Annotated in this window: 20 protein-coding genes; 9 read left to right on the top strand and 11 right to left on the bottom strand. The window is 50.6% G+C overall.

Annotated features, from left to right (window positions below; translation table 11 throughout):
* Positions 1-323: 323 nt before the first annotated feature.
* Positions 324-818 (bottom strand): YbjQ family protein, encoded by a 495-nt coding sequence (locus OA238_RS07750; RefSeq protein ID WP_015494768.1) that lies wholly within the window; start codon positions 816-818, stop codon positions 324-326.
* 19 nt (positions 819-837) lie between these two features.
* Positions 838-1,386, bottom strand: coding sequence for a recombinase family protein (locus tag OA238_RS07755; protein WP_015494769.1), 549 nt, complete (start codon positions 1,384-1,386; stop codon positions 838-840).
* 1,134 nt (positions 1,387-2,520) lie between these two features.
* On the opposite strand from OA238_RS07755, the gene OA238_RS07760 reads away from it, so the two are divergent.
* From OA238_RS07760 to tnpC, 5 genes are all read left to right on the top strand, one after another.
* Positions 2,521-3,930: a hypothetical protein gene (locus OA238_RS07760; RefSeq protein WP_015494770.1), complete on the top strand. Its 1,410-nt coding sequence runs from the start codon at positions 2,521-2,523 to the stop codon at positions 3,928-3,930.
* Positions 3,931-5,105: 1,175 nt separating this feature from the next.
* A complete protein-coding gene (locus OA238_RS34445; RefSeq protein WP_015494771.1) occupies positions 5,106-5,810 on the top strand; it encodes a tetratricopeptide repeat protein in 705 nt (234 codons plus the stop codon).
* Between the two features lie 128 nt (positions 5,811-5,938).
* A complete protein-coding gene (locus OA238_RS07770; protein WP_015494727.1) occupies positions 5,939-6,307 on the top strand; it encodes a transposase in 369 nt (122 codons plus the stop codon).
* On the top strand, positions 6,304-6,651 hold the full coding sequence (gene tnpB, locus OA238_RS07775; protein ID WP_015494728.1) for an IS66 family insertion sequence element accessory protein TnpB: 348 nt from the start codon (positions 6,304-6,306) through the stop codon (positions 6,649-6,651). The genes OA238_RS07770 and tnpB overlap by 4 nt, the downstream gene beginning before the upstream one ends.
* 69 nt (positions 6,652-6,720) lie before the next feature.
* Positions 6,721-8,415, top strand: coding sequence for an IS66 family transposase (gene tnpC, locus OA238_RS07780; protein WP_051076421.1), 1,695 nt, complete (start codon positions 6,721-6,723; stop codon positions 8,413-8,415).
* A gap of 309 nt (positions 8,416-8,724) precedes the next feature.
* Here the strand turns inward: tnpC and OA238_RS07785 are convergent, their stop codons facing one another.
* Positions 8,725-9,330: a hypothetical protein gene (locus OA238_RS07785; protein WP_044036475.1), complete on the bottom strand. Its 606-nt coding sequence runs from the start codon at positions 9,328-9,330 to the stop codon at positions 8,725-8,727.
* 971 nt (positions 9,331-10,301) lie between these two features.
* Here OA238_RS07785 and OA238_RS07790 point away from each other — a divergent pair.
* The gene (locus OA238_RS07790) at positions 10,302-11,129 is read left to right on the top strand and encodes an SDR family NAD(P)-dependent oxidoreductase (protein WP_015494772.1); all 828 of its coding nucleotides are present in this window, start codon (positions 10,302-10,304) and stop codon (positions 11,127-11,129) included.
* A gap of 494 nt (positions 11,130-11,623) precedes the next feature.
* Here the strand turns inward: OA238_RS07790 and OA238_RS32625 are convergent, their stop codons facing one another.
* Positions 11,624-11,770: a hypothetical protein gene (locus tag OA238_RS32625; RefSeq protein ID WP_187293162.1), complete on the bottom strand. Its 147-nt coding sequence runs from the start codon at positions 11,768-11,770 to the stop codon at positions 11,624-11,626.
* Between the two features lie 21 nt (positions 11,771-11,791).
* Positions 11,792-12,364 (bottom strand): hypothetical protein, encoded by a 573-nt coding sequence (locus tag OA238_RS07800; protein ID WP_245581527.1) that lies wholly within the window; start codon positions 12,362-12,364, stop codon positions 11,792-11,794.
* 504 nt (positions 12,365-12,868) lie between these two features.
* On the opposite strand from OA238_RS07800, the gene OA238_RS31570 reads away from it, so the two are divergent.
* Positions 12,869-13,177, top strand: coding sequence for a hypothetical protein (locus OA238_RS31570; RefSeq protein WP_144055860.1), 309 nt, complete (start codon positions 12,869-12,871; stop codon positions 13,175-13,177).
* Positions 13,178-13,285: 108 nt separating this feature from the next.
* Here OA238_RS31570 and OA238_RS28815 read toward each other — a convergent pair whose 3' ends face one another.
* From OA238_RS28815 to OA238_RS07835, 6 genes are all read right to left on the bottom strand, one after another.
* Positions 13,286-14,728, bottom strand: a complete 1,443-nt coding sequence (locus tag OA238_RS28815) for a S1 family peptidase (RefSeq protein WP_144055861.1) — start codon at positions 14,726-14,728, stop codon at positions 13,286-13,288.
* A gap of 180 nt (positions 14,729-14,908) precedes the next feature.
* Positions 14,909-15,373, bottom strand: a complete 465-nt coding sequence (locus tag OA238_RS07815; RefSeq protein ID WP_015494775.1) for a helix-turn-helix domain-containing protein — start codon at positions 15,371-15,373, stop codon at positions 14,909-14,911.
* Positions 15,374-15,502: 129 nt separating this feature from the next.
* On the bottom strand, positions 15,503-15,793 hold the full coding sequence (locus OA238_RS07820) for a winged helix domain-containing protein (RefSeq protein WP_015494776.1): 291 nt from the start codon (positions 15,791-15,793) through the stop codon (positions 15,503-15,505).
* Between the two features lie 98 nt (positions 15,794-15,891).
* Positions 15,892-16,086, bottom strand: a complete 195-nt coding sequence (locus tag OA238_RS07825) for a helix-turn-helix transcriptional regulator (RefSeq protein WP_015494777.1) — start codon at positions 16,084-16,086, stop codon at positions 15,892-15,894.
* A 155-nt stretch (positions 16,087-16,241) separates the two neighbouring features.
* Positions 16,242-16,988: a hypothetical protein gene (locus tag OA238_RS07830; protein ID WP_044036481.1), complete on the bottom strand. Its 747-nt coding sequence runs from the start codon at positions 16,986-16,988 to the stop codon at positions 16,242-16,244.
* Positions 16,985-18,208, bottom strand: a complete 1,224-nt coding sequence (locus tag OA238_RS07835) for a tyrosine-type recombinase/integrase (RefSeq protein ID WP_015494778.1) — start codon at positions 18,206-18,208, stop codon at positions 16,985-16,987. The genes OA238_RS07830 and OA238_RS07835 overlap by 4 nt, the downstream gene beginning before the upstream one ends.
* Before the next feature lie 354 nt (positions 18,209-18,562).
* Here OA238_RS07835 and tnpA point away from each other — a divergent pair, with 354 nt between their 5' ends.
* Positions 18,563-18,982 (top strand): IS200/IS605 family transposase, encoded by a 420-nt coding sequence (gene tnpA / locus OA238_RS07840; protein ID WP_015494130.1) that lies wholly within the window; start codon positions 18,563-18,565, stop codon positions 18,980-18,982.
* Positions 18,983-19,046: 64 nt separating this feature from the next.
* Entirely contained in the window at positions 19,047-19,817 is a 771-nt protein-coding gene (locus OA238_RS07845; protein WP_187293163.1) for a hypothetical protein, read from the top strand.
* The last annotated feature ends 44 nt before the right edge of the window (positions 19,818-19,861 follow it).

The following is a 19,861-nucleotide window of genomic DNA, read 5'->3' on the forward strand; positions in this document are numbered from 1 at the left end:
ACTTTTGCGACCAGCGCATTTCTGCGAGTCCCTTGGCATTATAGATTTGCAGAGGAGATTATCGTGGGAGTACATCATGAGCTACGGATGGAGTCCGTTGCCTCCACTTCCCCTTATGGCGGTGTAACAGGAACATCCAACGTTGTCGCACACGACAGTTCAAAGCGGACCTCTAGTCAAAGCGAAGAGAGTGACCGCACAAAGTGCTGAATTCGTAGGACCAGAACCTTTTCCTTATGTTGTCGCGGGAAGTGCATACGGTGCAAAGCCAAATCCTTCTGTAGCTTTTAGTAGGGTCCCATGGCTTTAGATGTGAAGACTTATTAGTCCTCAATAATTACAGCAGTTCCAGACGCTACCAACATGACCATATTGCCTGCGCCGCTCAGTTCTACATAATCAAGATCAACACCAACAACAGCATTAGCTCCAACTTCATAAGCTTCTCGCTTCAGTTCGTAGAGAGCAGTACGGCGGGAGTCTCGCATAGTCTTTTGAACAGCCTCAGAGCGTCCACCAACAACATTTCTTACCCCAGCAAACAGGTCTTTGAACATATTCATGCCAAATGCACATTCAGCCGTGACAATCTCAATGCGCTTGGTGATGTTGAGGTTCGGTGCAGTTTCGGTGGTTAGCATGATAGCGTTAACCTGAGCCGATTCCTCGATCATCGATGCTTTCTGACGTTCTTTTGCCTCAGCGGACAAGTTACTCTTTTCTGTAAGTTCCTTAGCGTGCTTTTGTCGGCAATCCTTGCAGCGTGTCTCCTCAGACCAAAAGGCAATCTTTACCTTACACGTTCGACATTCAGCCATTTTGACACTTCCTAATCTATTATTGTGAGCCATTCAGACTTTTGTAGACCGTAGCTCGACCGATACCTAATTCCTTGGCAATAGCAGTAGCCCCCATACCTGACTCTTTGAGTTCCCTCACCTTAGCATCATCAACAGTCTTGGGTCTGCCCTGATACAGCCCCTTGGCCTTAGCTTTGGCGATGCCCTCAGCTTGGCGTTTGCGGATGATATTTCGTTCAAATTCAGCAAATGCACCCATCATTTGTAGCTGTAGCTTTGCGAAGGCATCATCTGAACTGGCGGAGAAGGTCAGGTTTTCACTTCTGAAGGTTATAGATACACCTTTGTCGTTAAGCGTCTGGATAATGGCTTGTAGGTCACGCAAGTCACGAGCTAAGCGGTCAATGCTGTGAACCAACACAGAGTCACCTTCTCTTACCCAATCCAACATAGCGTTCAGCGCTGGGCGATCCTTAGCGTTCTTACCAGACAGCTTTTCCTCAAAGAGCTTATCAACAGCCCCAAGGTCTTGACGATCAAAGTTTTGATCAACAGTGCTAACGCGGCGATATCCAACAACAGACATTTTAGTCTCCTATGATTCTAGACCTTTATAGAATACTGTCTACAAAATCATAATCAAGTCTAAATAGACACATTCAGGGGGATTTCTTACTGTCTGCTATGGGTAGACCTTTATGGAAGCAAAATTTGGTGTCAGCGCTTGAGGTGTTCTTTGAATTTCACCCACGGCATTTTGAATGGATCATTGAATGGCAGCTAGCACATACCAAAGCTAACTCTGACAGCTATTTGATCGGATATGTTTACTCTCTTATGGCCTGTCTTTGTACTCTTACTGGACCATTACAGTCTCAACAGCTTCAGCTACATTAAAGGCTCAGTAGCTAAGTTAAACTATCGATAATATGTCCCGATAATTATTAATGAGTTTAGTTGACGCCTTCCCCCAGGGGCTATTGAGCAAGGATCGTCGGTAAGGTCACTACCATAGGGAAGGAACTTTACTTGACGGTTCTTGGGGGTAGACTGCTTATGGAGGCGGAAGAAGGCTTAGTGATAACTGATCTAGCATCCACTATGAGGCATAAAGCCTGTAAAAGTGCCGATTTAAGCCAACATCATCGCCTTTAATGCCGACCCCTACCAAAGGCAGAGATAGTCGCTGAGAGGTACTGTAGTGCGTCCTGTGGGTCACTCCAAGCTAGACAACACGCACCCTTTTTAAGCCCCAAGGCCTTATGGACCCCCCCAGCGAAAACTCAAGTGCTTCAACAGCATCTCGGCAAGGACATTGGCCGGAATATCAGGTAGTTTGTTAATGGTATGATAGCCTATGAATGCCGATATACCCCCTCAAGGAAATTACAGTTAAGCTCAATCACTTAGGTCATAATCACTGACTTATTACATGGGTGCTTATTAGCCTTATGACTAGCGTTGAATGAGCGCCAATAATAGTGACATGTATACAACAATATTTCCTTGCAAGAGAACCTAACTAATACTGCATTAGGTGAATTAGGACTCTGCGTGCTAATAACCGCTCCCTTAATAGAGAATCTGTCGGGCGAGCATCAATGTTGCTGCCTACGGCTCATTGAGCAATTTCATAATTACAGAATGACTCCCCTTCGAGGGCTTACTCCTTTGGGAGTCTTTTTGCGTTTCACACACCTTATGGAGAAAGATAGAAACTATGGACGGATCATTTTTTACTGAGCCTACAACACAGACATCTAATCAATTTGGAGAACTTCTGCATGCAGATTCCATTGTTCCTTTGCGGTTTGAGCCAGCAGATCAAGTAACAAAAGAATTTGTCCAAGGTTTTCTTGAAGTACTAGGATTACAGAGACCTACAGCAAATTCGAACCTCAAGAGGATACGCTGCCTTTCCGATCTTTTGGTGGGATGCCGTCAGTCCGAAACAGGTTTGATTGGATGGCCTAGCGCCAACGACAACTTTACTGATGGTCCATATTCTGCTGTGATTCTTCGGGAAGTGCGGAGTGCTTTAGTAAAAGGTAGATTTGTTGAACTAAAGCAAAAATCCTCAAAGCAGGATAATCTTGCAGCTATTTATACATTCGAGCCAAAAATTACTCCCAATTACCTAAAGTTTAAAAGCCACGGCATTGGTCCAATGGTGGAAGTCCGAAGCGAGAAGGTTAAGGTGTTTGGCAATTCTGAAGGTGGCAAGCGTATGTCACCGCATCAATTCAAACCAGATTTTAGTCGTCTGGTAGGCAGTATGAAGACGATCAATAGCCTCGCACTGGTGTACCCTCTGGCTGATTTAGACGGTTTGGAGCTAGGGCAGTCAAAGCGTATCTTTAATAACGGCTCCCTAACCTCAGGTGGACGCATGTATGGCTCATGGCAGAACTCTAAAGAACTAGAGCGGCTACAGATGACTATTGGGGGTGAAGCTGTATGCGAGATCGATGTGACTGCTTGCTTCCCGAATATTTGTCATGCTGTGTTTGGTGGTGATGATCATCTAGGGCGTTACCCATACCAACAGATTAAATTTGTTAGGGAAGCCAACAACCCAGATCGACGTGAGGACATGAAGAAGCTGGCAAAACTACTCTCGGCTGTCTGGGTTGCTAGTGGTGGTACACAGAAACAGTTTCCTGCAGGTAAGAAGACCACTGATAGTGTGAGTGTATCAATTCGAACTAAATATGGGTTACATAAGAAGACAAGATTTCAGGACCTGATGGACCAAATACTCGAGGAGTTTCCGTTCTTTAGGCTAATCAATAAGAGCAGCCCATGCCTCATGTTTAGGGAGTCTGAGATATTCAGCACAGCTATCTTGGATTTGGTTGATCAAGGAATCCCAGCCTATCCTATGCACGATGCTATACTGGTTAGGTTGTCAGATCAGACTCGTGGTATTGAGGCATTGCAGTCCTCACTAAAGCATCATCTTGGATTCTTACCTGATGTTGATGTTTCCTATATCGATAAGGGTGGTAAGGTCCAAAGCTATTATGCAACTAGACCTTATGATGATCAGGCTTCAGTAGTAAAACTTAAGAAACCTATAGCTATGAATTGGCATGACGACGATGATTTTGATGTGCTCGAAGATTACTAATCCTGAGGGTAGAAGCTTAAGAATTAGTAACGAATAACAATAATACCCCTGATGGTTCTATATTCATGAGTAGTTACAAGGGTTATTCTTGAGTAGTAAAGGAGGTAGAAGGGAAATAAGAGGTAAGAGGAAGATTTTAGCATCTGACAATATGATCTCTCTTATGTCACCTCTGTGTTAAAATCTATCGTGGTGCAATAAAGTTAGTGGTCTTGATTATCAATTCCCGTAATGCAGATCGGGTATGACAAGTAAAAATGCGCTGGGCTTTGTAGGTTTAGACACCTGAGGCCCAGCGCAAATAGGTCTTTAAGTGGTTGCTATGTCGATTTGCTGCTACAGGGTGCCAAAATGTGCTAATGGCTCTGCGTGAAGCCCTTTCGGCCCGTGAGGGGCTGCCGAGGTCCTGTGGTTACTATCCTTCGCAATACCCCCAATCAGTTACAGCGAAAATCTTGAGCATATCTTCCAGCAATGACGTTGGCGGTGTTTTTGTACCATAATCCTTATGAACTTTGGATGCACTCTCTGTGGCCCGTGCTATTGCTATGGCCGACTTAGGTCTGCGCGATTTACGCCTGCACCACTCAGGGGCTTGCCCTATCAGGTTAGTAGTTCGATTCCATATATGGCGTCCCAAAATATGAGGAAAAAGCAGGGTGACACCATTTGCCCTATCCATGACATATGATCCAATTATGTTTCTTTTTAACAGATATTATTGACCCAAGTTAGGACCCCACTTTGGACCCCAGTAGGGACCACACAAAAACTGTATCATATTGATTTTAAATTATAATATTTTGTATACCAAGAATCCCTGTCTCTCCGCCAATTACCCTAAAATAATTGTTTAATATCAATTGATTAGGCCTGTAGTGGATTTTAACGTCCCCCATTTAGGCCGCCATTCCTGTTTTGATGGAAAGTCTGGATTGTCTCGAAGCTTAGATTCCCTGAACTGCGGATTCGTGCAGTTTTGACCTGATATCGGTCCCTATATCGATGGGCTGGAAGAATTGACTGCCCTCACGCTAACTGACCGACTAAGCCATGGAGTTCCATGTCGAGTAACGCGAAAGAGGTTTGCTAACTGACAAGCCTCGCATCTGGTGGTAATGAAGCACCAGTAAATAACCACACATTCGAATTACGAAAATGAGGTTAGGCGAATCGTGATTAAACTACTTAGAACCGCCGCATTTTTGCTTGGCAGGCCAGTCTCTGCCCCCGTCATGGCGCAGAATTTTGACAAGGGGTTGGCTGCCGCCGAAGCGGGGGACTATGCAACAGCGTTGCAGGAGTGGCGTCCGCTGGCAAAGCAGAGGTATGCCTTAGCGCAATACAATCTCGGCGTCATGTACGACAACGGCCTTGGTGTGATTCAGGATTATGCAGAGGCGGTGGACTGGTACCGCAAGGCTGCAGAGCAGGGGGATGCCTCAGCGCAAACCAAACTCGGCCTAATGTACTTCAACGGCATAGGTCTGACGCAGGATTATGCCGAAGCGGTGATCTGGTACCGCAAGGCTGCAGAGCACGGGAATGCCTTAGCCCAAACCAACCTCGGCTTCATGTACGAGAACGGCCTTGGTGTGATTCAGGATTATACCGAAGCGGTGGACTGGTACCGCAAGGCTGCAGAGCAGGGGGATGCCTCTGCGCAAACCAACCTCGGCTTCATGTACGAGAACGGCAGAGGGTTGCTTCAGGACGCAGTTTTCGCACACATGTGGTACAACATTGGTGGTGCAAACGGGATTGAACGTGGCTTAGATAACCGCGGTCTAATTGAAGAGCAAATGACCCGTGAACAGATAGCAGAAGCACAGGAACTCGCGCGACGTTGCATGGCGTCAGATTATCAGGACAGTGATTAAGGCATGCCAAGCTGCGCAGCTGGTGGCCCTGGGTAAACATACAGGGAACCCCCTCTTTTTTTGGCATGATCTAAGGTGCGATTATTGCGCGAAGCTGGCGATATGGCTGGCGCGATATGAGGATTTTGATGATGAACAAGACTAGGCGTGGCCGAGGTTCCAAATACACGGATGATTTCAAGCGACAGCTTGTAGCGGAAAGCCACACTGCTGGCGTGAGTGTTCCAATGGTTGCCAAGAAGCACGGTGTGGGCACCAACCGGATTTATGCATGGCGCAGCGATGGGCGGTTTCAGCCTGACAAATCAGATATAGGCCAGTTCACCCCCGTAGAGATTGCCGATGCGGGTATGGTGGACACGCCTGCGTCATCCGGCACCAGCATCTTACCTGTCCCCCATATTGAGATCACACTTGAGAACGGTCGCAAGCTGAGCGTGAGCGACGGGGTTGATGCTGGCTTTGTGCTGGAACTGGCGCGAGGACTTGCAGCATGATCCCTGTTTTGGGGGATGCGAAGATCTGGCTTGCCGCAGGAGTTACGGATATGCGGCGCGGCTTCAACGGGCTGGCGGCGCAGACCGCGCAGGTTCTTGCAGCTGACCCTTACGCGGGGCATCTATTTTTGTTCCGTGGCCGTCGTGGCGATCAGATCAAGATGATCTGGTGGGATGGTCAGGGCGCGTGCCTGTTTACCAAACGGCTTGAACGTGGACGGTTCGTATGGCCCTCAGTCAAGGAAGGTAAAGTCAGCCTAAGCCGCGCACAGCTTGCGATGCTGATGGAAGGCATAGACTGGCGTATTCTCAAGAAGACATGGCGTCCAAGTATGGTTGGATAGCTGTATGTTTTATAGGACTTCTTGCCTTTGTGGGATTCCCATGATGCCCGAGATTTGGTATGTAATGGCATGAGTAAGACCCCTCCAAATCTGACTAATCTGCCCCCTGAAGTACAGGCATACGTTGCCGCGCAAACAGCGGAATTGTCAGAGCTGAAGCAAGCGTTTCTCGGGTCATCCCTTGGCCATGCGACGGTACAAAAACGCCTCAAGGATGAGATGGCATCAGTGGACGCCGCCCTGAGTGCCGAGCGCACCGCTCATGCGCGGGCCATCCAGAACCGAGACACCATCATCGCCGATCTGCGCCTGCAACTCCACGGTCACAACAAGCACCGCTTTGGCTCAAAGTCGGAAAGCAGTGCACAGCTGGCGCTTGAGTTGATCCTTGAAGAACTTGAGATCGAACAAGCCGTTGAGACAGATGATGAACCCTCTGACGCTGAGGCCAAGCCGCCCCGCACACCGCGCAAGCGCAAACCTTTCCCAAAGGGGCTGAAGCGTGTCCAAAAGACCATCACCCCCAGTGATGCTTGCACCGACTGTGGCGGCAGCTTCAAAGTGCTTGGAACGGATGTGATGGAGGAGTTGGAATATGTCCCGGGACATTACATCGTGAACCAAATTGGCCGCCCGCGTCTGGCCTGCACCTGTTGTGAGGCCGTTGTTCAGGCTGAGATGCCAAGCCGACCCATTCCGAAGAGCTTTGTCGGCCCCGCGCTGATGGCCCACATCCTGTGCTGTAAATACGGCTATCATCTGCCGCTGTATCGCCAGAGCCAGATGTTTGCCAACGAGGGCATTGATCTGAGTGGATCGCTCATGGCGGGATGGGTCGGCAAATGCACCAAACTGCTGGAGCGCGTCTCAGATGCAATCCGCGATCACGTCTTTGAGGCGCAGGCGATCTTCATGGATGACACAACGGTCAAGCTGCTCCAGAAGGGCAATGGCAAAGGAAAGAATAAGACCAAAACCGCGCGACTGTGGGTCTATGCCCGAAAAGAAGACACTTGGGCCAGCGGAGCTCCACCTGCGGTGTGGTACCAGTTCTCCACCAGCCGTGAGGCGGAGCATCCCAGCAAGCATCTCGAAAGCTATGAAGGCTACGCCCATGCGGATGCCTATGCTGGGTATAATGACGCCTACCGCACGGGGCGGGTCAAAGAGATGGCATGCATGGCCCATGTGCGGCGTGAGTTCTTTGACCTTTATGAAAGCACAAAGCTGCCCGTGGCGGGCGAAGCCGTGCTGCGGATTAAAAAGCTCTATGATGTTGAGACACAAGCGCGGTTCCTGCCCCCTGCGGAACGCGTGGCCCTGCGTCAGGAATACGCCAAGCCGATCTTTGATGACCTGGAAGTCTGGCTTAAAGAGCAACTGGGCAAGATCTCTAGCAAGACGCCGCTGGCCAAGGCGATCAAATATGCACTGGCGCGCCTGCCAAAGGCACGGCCCTATCTTGATCACGGCTTTCTTGAGCTGGACAACAACACAGCCGAGCGCGCAGTGCGCCCTGTGGCCGTGGGACGCAAAAACTATCTCTTCATGGGATCAGAAGCAGGCGGCAAATCTGCAGCAATTGCTTATACGTTGATAGAGACCGCCAAGATGAACAAAGTGAATCCCAAAGCCTGGCTCGCATGGGTGCTGGAACGCATCCAGGACCATCAAGCAAACCGTATCAACGATCTCATGCCGTGGGCCTATCAGGACATGATCGATGCTAAAAACGCCGAGGCCAAGGCAAAAGACGCAGCTTGATCAAGGGCAGCGTTGATGCTTACGGCCCTGGTGAAGCCTGAAAGCAGCTTTGGTGCCGTTCCTAGGCAACACATTTGACGTCATTGCCATATAAAAAGGGCTTAGACGAATAGGCCGTAAATCTTATCCACCCAAATATTTACCTATTGAGCCGTGCTGCCACCCTTTTTGGCACTGGATGGAGCGTTCAACAAACGGTGGTTTCTGTCGGTGACACAACCCCCGTGACAGGACTTCCTTTGAGTGAACAGAGTGTGGCTAAAAGGTAGGGTTGTCCCGCCTCAGTAAGGCCGAGGCCGGTAATGTGTTTTATGTCAGATTTGGATAGACGCGTGTAACTGTGCTGTCTTCTGAAAGAACACGTACCGCGGTTTGCTCAATTCGCCGAACTTCATTCATCAGCGCCGCTAAGTCGATTTCCTCCAAACCATTTTTACCTTGTGATATGAAAGTGTCCTCATCGATTAAATAAACCCGCTTGATGAACCATCCTCTCAGTTCTTCTTCAGATCGGTTTAGAAATTCATAGTTTTCCCGGGAAACGAAGACAGATTCCAACATTCGTTCAGGACCAGTTTCTATCCAGAGGTCAATCCGTTCGTCGAGATGCTCAACGTTATTTCTAGCATTTCTGCTGAAAATCGGTGAGGCTTCAACAACTTCTAGCGACGCTTTCAGTACACTGGCTCTAGCTTTTGATAGAGCAGAATTACTATTTGGATTCATATACTTAGAAATCATTGTGGTGTGCGATAACGCAGACTGAACGTAAGCCCAGACTTCGCGCCTTTGGCGGGTATTTTCGTTCGCAACAGTTTCGCGCAATCGATTATAAGCCTCGATGGCAAGGTAGGTTTGAACAAGCACTTCCTCGATGAGGAGGTTTCGATGTACGGGTGAAATTTCAATCGGCATGTCGGTTGTTTAACAGAGTCTCAGAGAGGCTAGTACTCAAATCGAGGAGTTGACGGAGCATCTGTCTAAAACGCTCGTTATTGGCACACCCATCGCTTGCCCTGTTTTCCGCTGCCACAAACCCTGTTCAAAACCTTTGGGGTAGGCGCTCATCTAAGCGCTCAGTATGGAAGCCAGCTAAGATCAGGCCATGAGCCTGCGGGTGTCACTGATAGCCTCTAGTGTCGACCTTGAGGCGGAGGGGGCTATATTGTGGCTTGTACCATGTCTGTAGGGCTTCCCTGAAGCCCCAGCGGTGGCGGTCGCGGTCCCTGCGAGATCGCCCCCTTGCAGGCATGGTGCAGCCCCTCAACGTAAGCGGTGGTGGCCGTGGTGACGCCAACGTCTAGTTTTTCCCAGCCCGTTGACGACCTCTGATGTCAACATTTGTCAACATCCCCGACCGTGATGAAGCCTACAGATATAGGTTTTATAAGGTTGCACGATGAGCCGCCAACCTTAACAATTGCTAACATGCGCTGGTTGATAAAAGTTAAGGTTTGGTTTGGTTGAATCGGTGAAAACTAAGTTTCGCCAGCAGCTCAAAACCTTATAAAACCTGACATTGGAGGATCTTTTTGGATGGAGTTTTTTCCGACCTCATTTAAAAGAACGCCACGGTACCCGAACGCAGTTAGCTGCGGCCCTTGGGGTCTGTTACGGTTCAGCGCGGAAAGCCACGCTAAGGATGTCGCTCACGGCCCATTGCGGGCTTTCGAACAGCCCGCAGCGAACGGCCGCAGTGAGCCCAGAGTCACCGATGCTGCGGCATGCATGAATGTTAGCTATCGTGCTCGAGCCAAAACTTTCGACGATCCCACTGACATTTTTGAGGCATTCGCAAAAGATCAGATATTGGCCTTTCGACCTTGATGCCCTCGGCCAATCATGTAGCCCTGGCTCGATTGAAACCCCCAATGAAGGGACCCGCTATGCGTCCGCTTGAAGGAAAAGTCGCGTTCGTTACTGGCGCATCTGCGCCGCATGGCATTGGTCGCGCTATCGCTCTGCGGCTTGCGCAAGATGGTGCAGCGGTCGTTGTCTCGGACATTGACGGTCAGATGGAGGTGGGCGGCAAGACAGTGTCGCGTTCGGAATTGCTACAGAACACTGTCGCGGAGATTGTTAGCTCAGATGGGATAGCGATTTCTCTCATTTTGGACGTTACGGACGCTGAGAGCATTGAAGCTGGGATAAAACAGTCGCTGGCGGAATTTGGGCGCTTAGATATTCTCGTCAATAATGCTGGATCGTTGGCTGGGTCCAATAGTTTTCTATCGACAACGCCCGAGCAGTGGAGCGCAAGTTTTGGTGTGAACCTGTTGGGTCCTATGATGCTTTCGCAAGCGGTCATACCTCACATGCGCCAAATTGGGGGTGGGCGAATTATCAACATCGGATCTACGGGCAGCCTTGGAGCGGAGCCGGGTTTTGGGGCCTACACGACGATGAAGCACGGACTGGTAGGATTCTCTAAAACACTTGCCGCAGAGTTCGGACCTGACGGCATTCTGTGCAACACGGTTTGCCCCGGTTACATCGCGACGGACATGCATACTGCCGCTAACAACCGCCTCGCAAAAGAACGCGACATTTCAGTCGTTGAGATCAAAAAGGAGCGATACGCTAATGTGGCGTTGAGAGACGCTGGGTTGCCCGTCGATGTCGCCAATGCAGTGGCTTATCTTGCAGGACCACAAGCAAATTACGTCACCGGAATGAACCTTCCTGTAACTGGCGGTGTTCCCTTTGGTATTTAATCGTATCGGCATCCATGCGATAACTTGAGGCTTTTCGAAACAGACTCGTCTGCAAAACACAGTTTGGCGGAACCGGACTTTAGCGCAGTTGCAGCGAAAGCTAACTCGTCCGCATAGCTGACCTCTATGCAAAGTGCAGCGAATGTCGGCTCTCCGCCCTAAGTGAATATCGGTTTGTTTAGATCGAAGGTCGCAGAGGGGCCTCAGCGGCCCCGTTCAATTTATCTCATTGGCCGTCTCTTTGGCATCCTTGCAGAGAACAGAAATCATCCGCTTTACGGTTTGCATCTCCCTCGTCCGAAACCCGTGCCGATAGTTTGGATGGGCGGGGCCGGGTGGCGCGCCACCACCAGCACCGTGAACGCGGCAGACCCTCCAACCACGCACAGCAGGCGCTTGGCAACTCTGCCCTGTCCTCTTGGCAGTGGCCGTGCATCTGGGCGCGTCTCTGAGGCGCTGGGTGGGGTCTATGGGGTTAGCGGCACTTTTCATCATCAAACCCTCCCCCCATGCGTCACGTCGCCCACAATGGCTTGCCCGCCCTCGTTCACAGTCACACGTTCAACCCTGACGGTTTTCTGGGCCTTGGCGCGGTATTTCTTGAGCGCATCCATCTGGGCTAGATAGGTGTGGCTATTCACCTCAATTTTCCTAACTATAACCTAGTTGAAAAACATCTCACGTTCCGACTTGTTCAACAGGTGCGCAAATTTGCTGAGAAACCGGAGGTCTGCTTGGTATTCGTAGTGTTCAATTTCCCAGCATTTTCTCTGATACGTCCGGTGCCACATTCCCTTGGGTTTGGGCGCTATCCAATGCGCCGTTCCGGGTTCGCCGCCCAGCGCCATTCGTGTCTTGTTCGCGCGGCGTAGGGCGCGGTCATATCGCGGCTCTGACTGGCTGGTATAGGCGACGTTGTAGCAATGACGACATAGAAAGTATTTGCCGCCTAAGAACAGCTTGCCGACACGTCGCCCGCAATGTCGCCCATTCATGACGCCAGGGCATCGAAAATAGGGCCGCTGATTGCCGTAGTGACAGTCTATGCGGGTTATGGGTATCGGTTGCGTTATCGGCTCCCAGTCGTCGCCGTTAAGCTGGATACGATAGCTTAAAACAAAGCTCGTTTCCGTGGCCTTGCAGCCAATACTAGCCACCTGCTTTCCGTCGCGGGACCATTGCCAGTGACCTTGCCAGCCGGGGCGCAAACAGCCTTCGCGGTTCAATCGGTTCACATCTAGCGTTCGGCAGCCATCGGCTTTCCGCTTGCTGGCTGGTCGTCCTGATCCATAGCCGCCCATTTTTAGTCTCCTAATATTTTCCGAAATCATTAACCAACTTTACGGTAATCGGTTCTCCGCCGTCATGAGTCCAAAGGCGCGTTAGACATGTCGCGCAGCGCTGGTGAGGCGGTGTATATGGCCCACCTAGCTCCGTCGTTATGTCGCCCGCGCCAACCGCACTTTTTGCAATGAAATCGCTCCTCAATTGCATTGAGGTGCGTAGAAGGCTGAAACTTTGAGAACAGTTGATAGGGGGCAATCAGGTAGCGATGATTGCACTGCGGGCAGGACAGCTCAACAACGTCGGCAGGGCTTAGATTATCGAGCCTTATGTCGAACCGAAATCCTGTTGTTTTTGGGGTCAGCGGCATTGGATCAAGATAGGTGTTTGGGTTGCAAACATGCAAGAACAAATAGTGAACACATGCGCGATTCCCCAAAATCTCTGAACTGCGGATGCGTGAATTTTGCACTTCACATCCGTCAAAGACCTTTAAGCTCAGACTTCCGACTGCCCCCCGTCGCCCCAAAGCACATCAACAACCGCAGGACGCAACTCTGCTCCACTTAAAGCCGCTGGAAGAGCTGACCTTTGACCCCGATGGGTTAAGCGGCGGTCCGAATTTTGTTATTCAGCAATTAGGCAGGAATTTCAGCGCATACTTCGCAGGCATCACCGTGAGAGCAGGTAGAAACGACCTATACATGGTCAAAAGTGGCTTCATCAAAACCCTATTGGATGCTGCAATTGAGCTTCGGGCCTGATCTTTTACTTTCGCCCAATCAGTGAGCTTACTTCGCGCCGCCGCCTTACCGAAGGTATCCGGCCATGTCTGTATCTCCAATTTCTCTATGGAGATTGATAGCATATTTTTACTGTCTACACTCGATGAAGCCCGTATAGGCCGACGCGATTTGGGCAATATCTACAGGCGCAACTGGAGCATCTGAAGTCCCTAGAACAGGCTCTACGCCGTTTTGAAACAGGAACAGTTTTGCAAGTTCACCACGAATTGCAAAATTTACGTTCTGGGGAATGTCGCCAGTGAGGTCTGCTACGTACTGTGCATCTAGCTTACTAACCACCACCCCGACGACTTCACCGTCAGCCGCAAGCAATGGCCCACCTGAATTTCCGGGCTGCACTGGTGCAGTGATTTGCATACCGCTCATATCGCCGCCGAAACCCAAGCTAGAAGAAACTGCTCCTCTTGTGACGTTTAAGCCTGAGAGCAACCCCGATAGCGGGAAGCCAACAACCGTAACATCTGAGTTAAGCCTTGCAGGGGCGGGTGAGAAGGTAGCAACAACATCACCGCTCCAGTCAGGGATTTGGAGAAGTGCAAGGTCGTATTCTTCAGATTGTGATACGACGGAGGCTGGCAAGCCGTCGTAGGTCACCTGCACACAACCCTGCACGACGTGCGCATTGGTGAGTGCAAAGCCTTGAGAGCTGACAATAAAACCTGTTCCTGTGGAAATGCGGGCGACCTCGGGTGCGCTGACTTGAGCGGATTGTTGAGGCGCGTTGCTCGCGCTGTCTTGCTCGTTAATGATAGCAAGCGTCTGCATAACAATCGTTTCTAGCGGGCCATCTCGCGTGATTGAGATATTTCTAGAGCTACCAACAGTAATGCTCGCGGCAACGGCATTTAAGATTGGAACGTCCTGCCTATCGGCTGACAACATTGCCGTATGCCATAGACCGTTGATGAAATTTGAGCGGGTGTAGAGAACGCTGCCGTCGTTACGTGTCGCACTCGTTACTGCCAGCGAGGGACGCCTAAGGATATAGAGTTCCGTCGATGACGAATGAACTGACTCTGTGTAATCATGAACATTCTGGACGGTTTGTCGGTCATTTATGCCAGTCGAGTATGAGAGGCTGCTAAACCGGTGACGCCAATTTACAAAATATTCTGTCGATGGGTCCGTCACAACTGCCGTGTAAGGGTAGAGCAAAGACAGACCGAAACTGTTCATTCTGAACATGCCCCACCCGTCGCGTTCAAAGAGGTCAATGAAGCTGAATGCTAAGAAAGCGAGATGCCATTCTTCCGCTGCCGAGCCAAATTCGGCTTGTGCGTAGCTTTCCATAGCCCGCTGACTTCGTGGTCCCCAATCCCCGTCAAGGAGACCGTCATAGTGGCCGTTAAAAGCAAGTGCGGTTTGCAGAAAGCGCTTGTCATCATAGGTCAGCGTTTCGGCTCTAAAGGATTGGAGCAAATCGCGGTAGTCTTGGGCGATTGCCCCAATCGGCGCGAGGCATAGGCAACCAATGAAGGCTAAGAGACTTACAAATCTTCTCATGGTCATGACCTCGCCTGTATCGACTTTCAGGATGCACAATCGATTATGCGGCTGCAATGGAAAATCTAAGATCAAAGCAGGGTGGTGTTTGGAAGTGACGCAATCGGTAGCGTACCTGTAGGAGTGGTAGTATTAGTGTTTCATCTCAGAACCCGTCGGTTTGGCTGAATAGCCTTTGACGGGTTCTCAGGCGGACCTAGCGCATGGCCTCTGGTTCTGGAGCGGACCCGTCATGTTTGGTGACGGGTCCGCCTGAGAACCGTGTTCTGTTTTTCGGGGGCGTCGCCAGTGGTGCCAATCTTGTGTTGCGGCGTCCTTTCCTTTCGTTGTGTGCATGGGCTTCGTTGTCAGTCGCCAGTCATGGGCACGGCGTGAATACCAGTTGCCGCGCTTTTCCAGCTTCAGGAAACCCTTGGTCTCAAGTTCAACGAACGCGCGCTGAACAGTCGCTTTGCCCAGTCCCAGATTTTCAGCCGCCTCATTGAGCGACAAATGCACTTTGCCGTTGTTCGATCCGTTGTAACGGGTGTGCAGTTCCAGCCAGACTTTGACAGCGGCCCCCGAAAGGGACCGCCATGCTTCTGATTTGAGCTGCGCATAGGGAAGCGGCGTGTATTGCTCCTTTGCCGTATTGCGCTGGCTCTTACCCATGCAATGCGGCCTCCCCATGAGCCAAGAGGACGTAAGTGCGGGCGCTGGGCGCTGACAGCCCGTGTTTGCGCATGATGCGTCTCACGGCGGCTGGGAGGGGTGCTGCGCGCTTATCTCTGCTTTCATCCTTCATTGCGCGGCCTCCACATGAAAGTCGCCTGCAATGACCGTGCTGCGTAGCCTGTAGCGGGCGTGAAATCCTGGATAATCGCCGCAGTGTTCCTCCAGCTCTGTGTCGATGGTGAAACCCACATCCCGCAATGAGTGGATGTATGCAGCAAGCCGCAAAGAAGGGTTTTCTAAGGGGGTGATGCCTTGGGATTTGGCACACATTAGGGCGTGCATGGTCTGGCCCATGCGACCTGACAGCGAGATATAGCGGGGGCGTTCGCCGCCCATCAAAGTGACGTCAATATTCATGATAAACCTCATGGAAAGTTGAGGCGCGATACGTTAGGACTTGTGTTGCTTAGACTGCCCAGCGCCCGCGCCAGTTTCAAAACTGCGTGGGCGTTGTTCTATTTACGGGCGGGGACCGCGCTAGGGCGGTCTGCCAGCCATGCAAGGACGGCGCTTTCGGGCCATGCGACAGCACGGCGACCGATACGGATAGGGCGGGGGAAGTCTCCGCTGCCCATCATTGCATAAAGACTTGAGCGGCTAAGACCAGTTGCGGCTTCAACGGCGGGGCGGCGTAGGTGATTTTCTGGCACGTCGCGGTTCCTTTCGGGATAATGCGGCTGTGCTGGTAATATGTGCCAGTCCCACTGGAATTTTTAGAACGTCAAAAGCGTCAGAACCCAATTTCAGATATTGTCGAAGAAATCTTGCAGTTTAGTCGTACATTTGAGGTCAGATGATGATTTTGTCATGGGGTTTTGTCGGGAATTGTATTCCAAGCACGCTGAATAGTCCTCTCACTGGCTTCTTCACCCTCATCTTTGAGCGCGCGTTGAATGTTCTTCCAAGGTGGTCTCAAAGAACGGTCAGGGTACAAAACGCGTAAACGTTCAGCAATTTTCGGTATCCGAGGTGGCCGCCCGACTTTCTCTGTATCATTCAGTACATCAGGCTTTCCAACCGACCAAATTTTGGCAGCTTGTTGAATTTGTTCTTCATTGCGGGGGACATCCTCCGTAATAATAGATAGTCCCCAACCTTCAAAATCTCTTAACCGATGCGCAAAGGATGAAAAAAGTTCGAATTCCTCAGGGTCGAGGTTTGCTTCAAACACTTTGGCGGCAAGGTTTTCCCAGAGGGCAAGCGTTACAAAAAAGTGGGTGGGGTGTATAAAAATCAATCCTAATTCGTTTGATGAAAATCCAAGTGCCGCTTTGGCCCCTGGGTATAATGAACCTCTTTCTAAAATTACGCTTGAAATGCACAGCGTTGTTCCTTTGTTTGAGGTGACAGCCAGCGAACCACATTCTTCAAGAATACTATTAAACAAAGTTTCTGACATCCAACTCAACATTCGTCTGGTTGATGCTTCATCAGGAAAGTTCATGTGTGGGAAGAACCGTCTGATATCGGAATCGGAAAATGTTGCTTGGGTTAATTCGTCTACCCAGAGCCAAACCTCTGCTAGACCTGTTCGTCCTTCTGGCCAAATCATTTAGCTATCCTAACAAGAACCGCGCTCGAAGGCTCAGCAACGAAGCAACTCCATTGTTCCATCAGTTTTCTACGCTTTTCAAACAAGTCAGACCTCGCATAGGCCGCCTCTGCCTTATTCTGAATACTATGTGCCAATGCTGCCTCCGACACTTCGCGGGCGGTGGTGGTGCGTTCCTGACACCAAGTTTTGAAGGACGTACGGAACCCGTGAACGTCCACGTCATATCCAAGCCCTTTGACCAACTTCGATAGAGTCATATCTGACAGCGGGTTGCCCGTGGTGCTTGGGAAAACCAATCCAGTTCCATCGTCCAGCGCCTTGGCTGCTTCTAATACTTCGACAGCGCGGCCTGACAGGGGGATGCGGTGTTCTTTGCTTGCTTTCATGCGCTGGGCGGGGATGGTCCATTCTGCCTTCGCGAGATCAATCTCTGACCATTCGGCCAAGCGCACCTCGCCAGACCGACAGGCGGTCAAAACAGTGAGCTCTAGTGCAAGTTTGGTGGCATTGAACGCACGGGAGCTGCGAACAGCAACCAGACAGCCTGAAACCTCATCGTACGGCAAGGATTTACGGTGCTTCACGGGTTGTTTCTGTTTGGGCAGTGCTTGCGAAATTGCCCCCGCTGGGTTGTCCTGTCTCCAGCCGTTCGCAACAGCCCACTTCATGACCGTGCCGATACGTTGGCGAACCCGTTTGGCAGTTTCGGGCTTTTCAAGCCAGATTGGTTGCAACACAGCCAGCACGTCCGCCGTTGTGACCTCTGATACCTTAAGATTGCTCATGCGGGGGAAGGTATATGTCTCTAAAGTAGAGAGGAATTGAGCGGCGTGTTTTTTGTTGCGCCATGTTGGTTCATGGATTTTGTGGACCTTGCGGGATGCTTCCTCAAACGTCAGCAGCGCCTCTGAGGTGCGTTTAGCCTGTAGCGGGTCTCCGCCTGCACGGGCCAGCTTGCGGTTCTCCAACGCCGTTTCCCGCGCCTCTGCTAGGCTCACAAGAGATGCACTGCCTAATCCAATCTCGGTTCGCTTGCCACGAACCACAATGCGTTGAACCCAACGCTTTGCGCCTGAAGTAACTACTTTGAGAAACAGACCGTGACCGTCGTTGTATTTGCCGGGTGTGGTCGCTGTGCGGACGAATGCTGCCGACAGCGCCTTGTTAGGGTGCTTGTTCGGTTCGGTCCGTTCGATTTCCTGATTTGCGTCCGCCATTACGTCCCCCATTCATATCTGGAATATGGGGGACGTCACAGGAACAATCAAGACGCCATTTGAACGTAACAGATTGTTTTTAAGATGTTTTCGGTATGGTCTGGAACTGGAGTAGGCGGACTGTCTCTCCGCCAATTGCCCTACATTGCACACCACTTAAGTATCTGAAAATACCTATTTTATTAAAGTTTTATGGATATTTGTCTCTTTGTGAGTCCCGTTTTTACTTTCCACAAACGGGATTAAAGCCACCGGCTTCCAGCCGGTCCGCTTTAGCGTAATGTACTATAATCTTCCCTCTCATTTTTAAGACCCCGCGAAGCGGTAAGGGTCTTAAAAATGAGAGGGAAGATTATGATCTATTCCACAGGAAGCCATACCAAATTTTATCACCGGTTTCACGTCGTCTGGACAACAAAATACCGATACAAAGTTATGCGCGGTGAGATGCGTGAGCGTATCCGTGAAATCATTATCCAAACATGCCAAGAACTTGGCGTGCATATTGAGAAGGGCGTATTGTCGACCGATCACGTCCACATGTTCATATCGGTCCCGCCTCAGATAGCATTGTCAAAGGTGATGATGCGGATCAAGGGACGCTCGTCTTATAAGATACAGCGCGAGTTTCCCGAACTGCGCAAACGGTACTGGGGCCAGCGGTTTTGGGCTCGCGGATTTTTCTCAACAACCAGCGGCAATGTCACTGACGCTGTCATACTTCAGTATCTTGAATTACATTCAAAAAGGGAACCTACCGGCGTCAGCCGGTAGTCGTTCAGTATACATTGCACGTTACACTTCGATATACTTTGCAAGTAGGTAAAAGGGGCTTGTTATGATCAAGATGCGCGGTAAATCCTTCCAGCTCTATAAGCGAGTGCCTAAGCGCTATGCATCGATTGAAAGCCGGACTTTTGTTTGGCTGTCTCTGCATACCGATTCAAAGTCATTGGCTGAAGGCAAAGCGACCGGTGCATGGTCGCAGTTCATCGAGGCATGGGAAGCGCGGTTGGCTGGTGATCAAGTCGATGCGGTGAAGCGTTTCGACGCGGCAAGGGAATTGGCAGCTGTGCGTGGGTTCCGATATCTGGACGTTGGCAAGGTTGCTGATCTACCGCTTAAGGAGATTATCGATAGGTTCAAAGCGGTGCCGATAACAAGCGGGGGAATTCCGGATCGTCTCGAGGCAGCTGCGGTGCTTGGTGGGGCTGGTGCAAGCGCTTTAACTGTTAGCGCGGCTCTTGATCTGTATTGGACGCTTGCCGCGGACAAGACGCTTGGCAAATCAACCGATCAGATGCGGCGCTGGAAAAATCCAAGGATCAAGGCTGTGAAAAACTTTATCGCGGTCGTGGGTGATAAAGCGATCAGCGAGATTACCGGTGATGATATGTTAGAGTTTCGTGTTTGGTGGTGGGATCGGATATCCGCTGGCGAGGTCAGCACCAACGCCGCCAACAAAGACTTAATCCACTTCGGTGACGTTCTTAAAACCGTAAACCGCATGAAGCGGCTGGGGCTTGTGCTGCCCTTGTCCGATCTGTCGTTTAAGAATGGTGAGGCAGGAACGGGGAATGTCCCGAAGAATGTTGAAATTTTAATTTAGGGTGGCGTTGCTTCCCCTGAGCCGTAGGCTCTGGGTGTTTAATC

It is taken from the genome of Octadecabacter arcticus 238, assembly GCF_000155735.2.
GTDB lineage: Bacteria > Pseudomonadota > Alphaproteobacteria > Rhodobacterales > Rhodobacteraceae > Octadecabacter > Octadecabacter arcticus.

What these genes read in the sequence shown, in the direction of transcription:
- OA238_RS07750 (WP_015494768.1), bottom strand. Translation starts at nt 818, where the DNA reads ATGGCTGAATGTCGAACGTGTAAGGTAAAGATTGCCTTTTGGTCTGAG.
- OA238_RS07755 (WP_015494769.1), bottom strand. Translation starts at nt 1,386, where the DNA reads ATGTCTGTTGTTGGATATCGCCGCGTTAGCACTGTTGATCAAAACTTT.
- OA238_RS07760 (WP_015494770.1), top strand. Translation starts at nt 2,521, where the DNA reads ATGGACGGATCATTTTTTACTGAGCCTACAACACAGACATCTAATCAA.
- OA238_RS07770 (WP_015494727.1), top strand. Translation starts at nt 5,939, where the DNA reads ATGATGAACAAGACTAGGCGTGGCCGAGGTTCCAAATACACGGATGAT.
- tnpB (WP_015494728.1), top strand. Translation starts at nt 6,304, where the DNA reads ATGATCCCTGTTTTGGGGGATGCGAAGATCTGGCTTGCCGCAGGAGTT.
- tnpC (WP_051076421.1), top strand. Translation starts at nt 6,721, where the DNA reads ATGAGTAAGACCCCTCCAAATCTGACTAATCTGCCCCCTGAAGTACAG.
- OA238_RS07785 (WP_044036475.1), bottom strand. Translation starts at nt 9,330, where the DNA reads ATGCCGATTGAAATTTCACCCGTACATCGAAACCTCCTCATCGAGGAA.
- OA238_RS07790 (WP_015494772.1), top strand. Translation starts at nt 10,302, where the DNA reads ATGCGTCCGCTTGAAGGAAAAGTCGCGTTCGTTACTGGCGCATCTGCG.
- OA238_RS31570 (WP_144055860.1), top strand. Translation starts at nt 12,869, where the DNA reads ATGCGTGAATTTTGCACTTCACATCCGTCAAAGACCTTTAAGCTCAGA.
- OA238_RS28815 (WP_144055861.1), bottom strand. Translation starts at nt 14,728, where the DNA reads ATGACCATGAGAAGATTTGTAAGTCTCTTAGCCTTCATTGGTTGCCTA.
- OA238_RS07815 (WP_015494775.1), bottom strand. Translation starts at nt 15,373, where the DNA reads ATGGGTAAGAGCCAGCGCAATACGGCAAAGGAGCAATACACGCCGCTT.
- OA238_RS07820 (WP_015494776.1), bottom strand. Translation starts at nt 15,793, where the DNA reads ATGAATATTGACGTCACTTTGATGGGCGGCGAACGCCCCCGCTATATC.
- OA238_RS07830 (WP_044036481.1), bottom strand. Translation starts at nt 16,988, where the DNA reads ATGATTTGGCCAGAAGGACGAACAGGTCTAGCAGAGGTTTGGCTCTGG.
- OA238_RS07835 (WP_015494778.1), bottom strand. Translation starts at nt 18,208, where the DNA reads ATGGCGGACGCAAATCAGGAAATCGAACGGACCGAACCGAACAAGCAC.
- tnpA (WP_015494130.1), top strand. Translation starts at nt 18,563, where the DNA reads ATGATCTATTCCACAGGAAGCCATACCAAATTTTATCACCGGTTTCAC.
- OA238_RS07845 (WP_187293163.1), top strand. Translation starts at nt 19,047, where the DNA reads ATGATCAAGATGCGCGGTAAATCCTTCCAGCTCTATAAGCGAGTGCCT.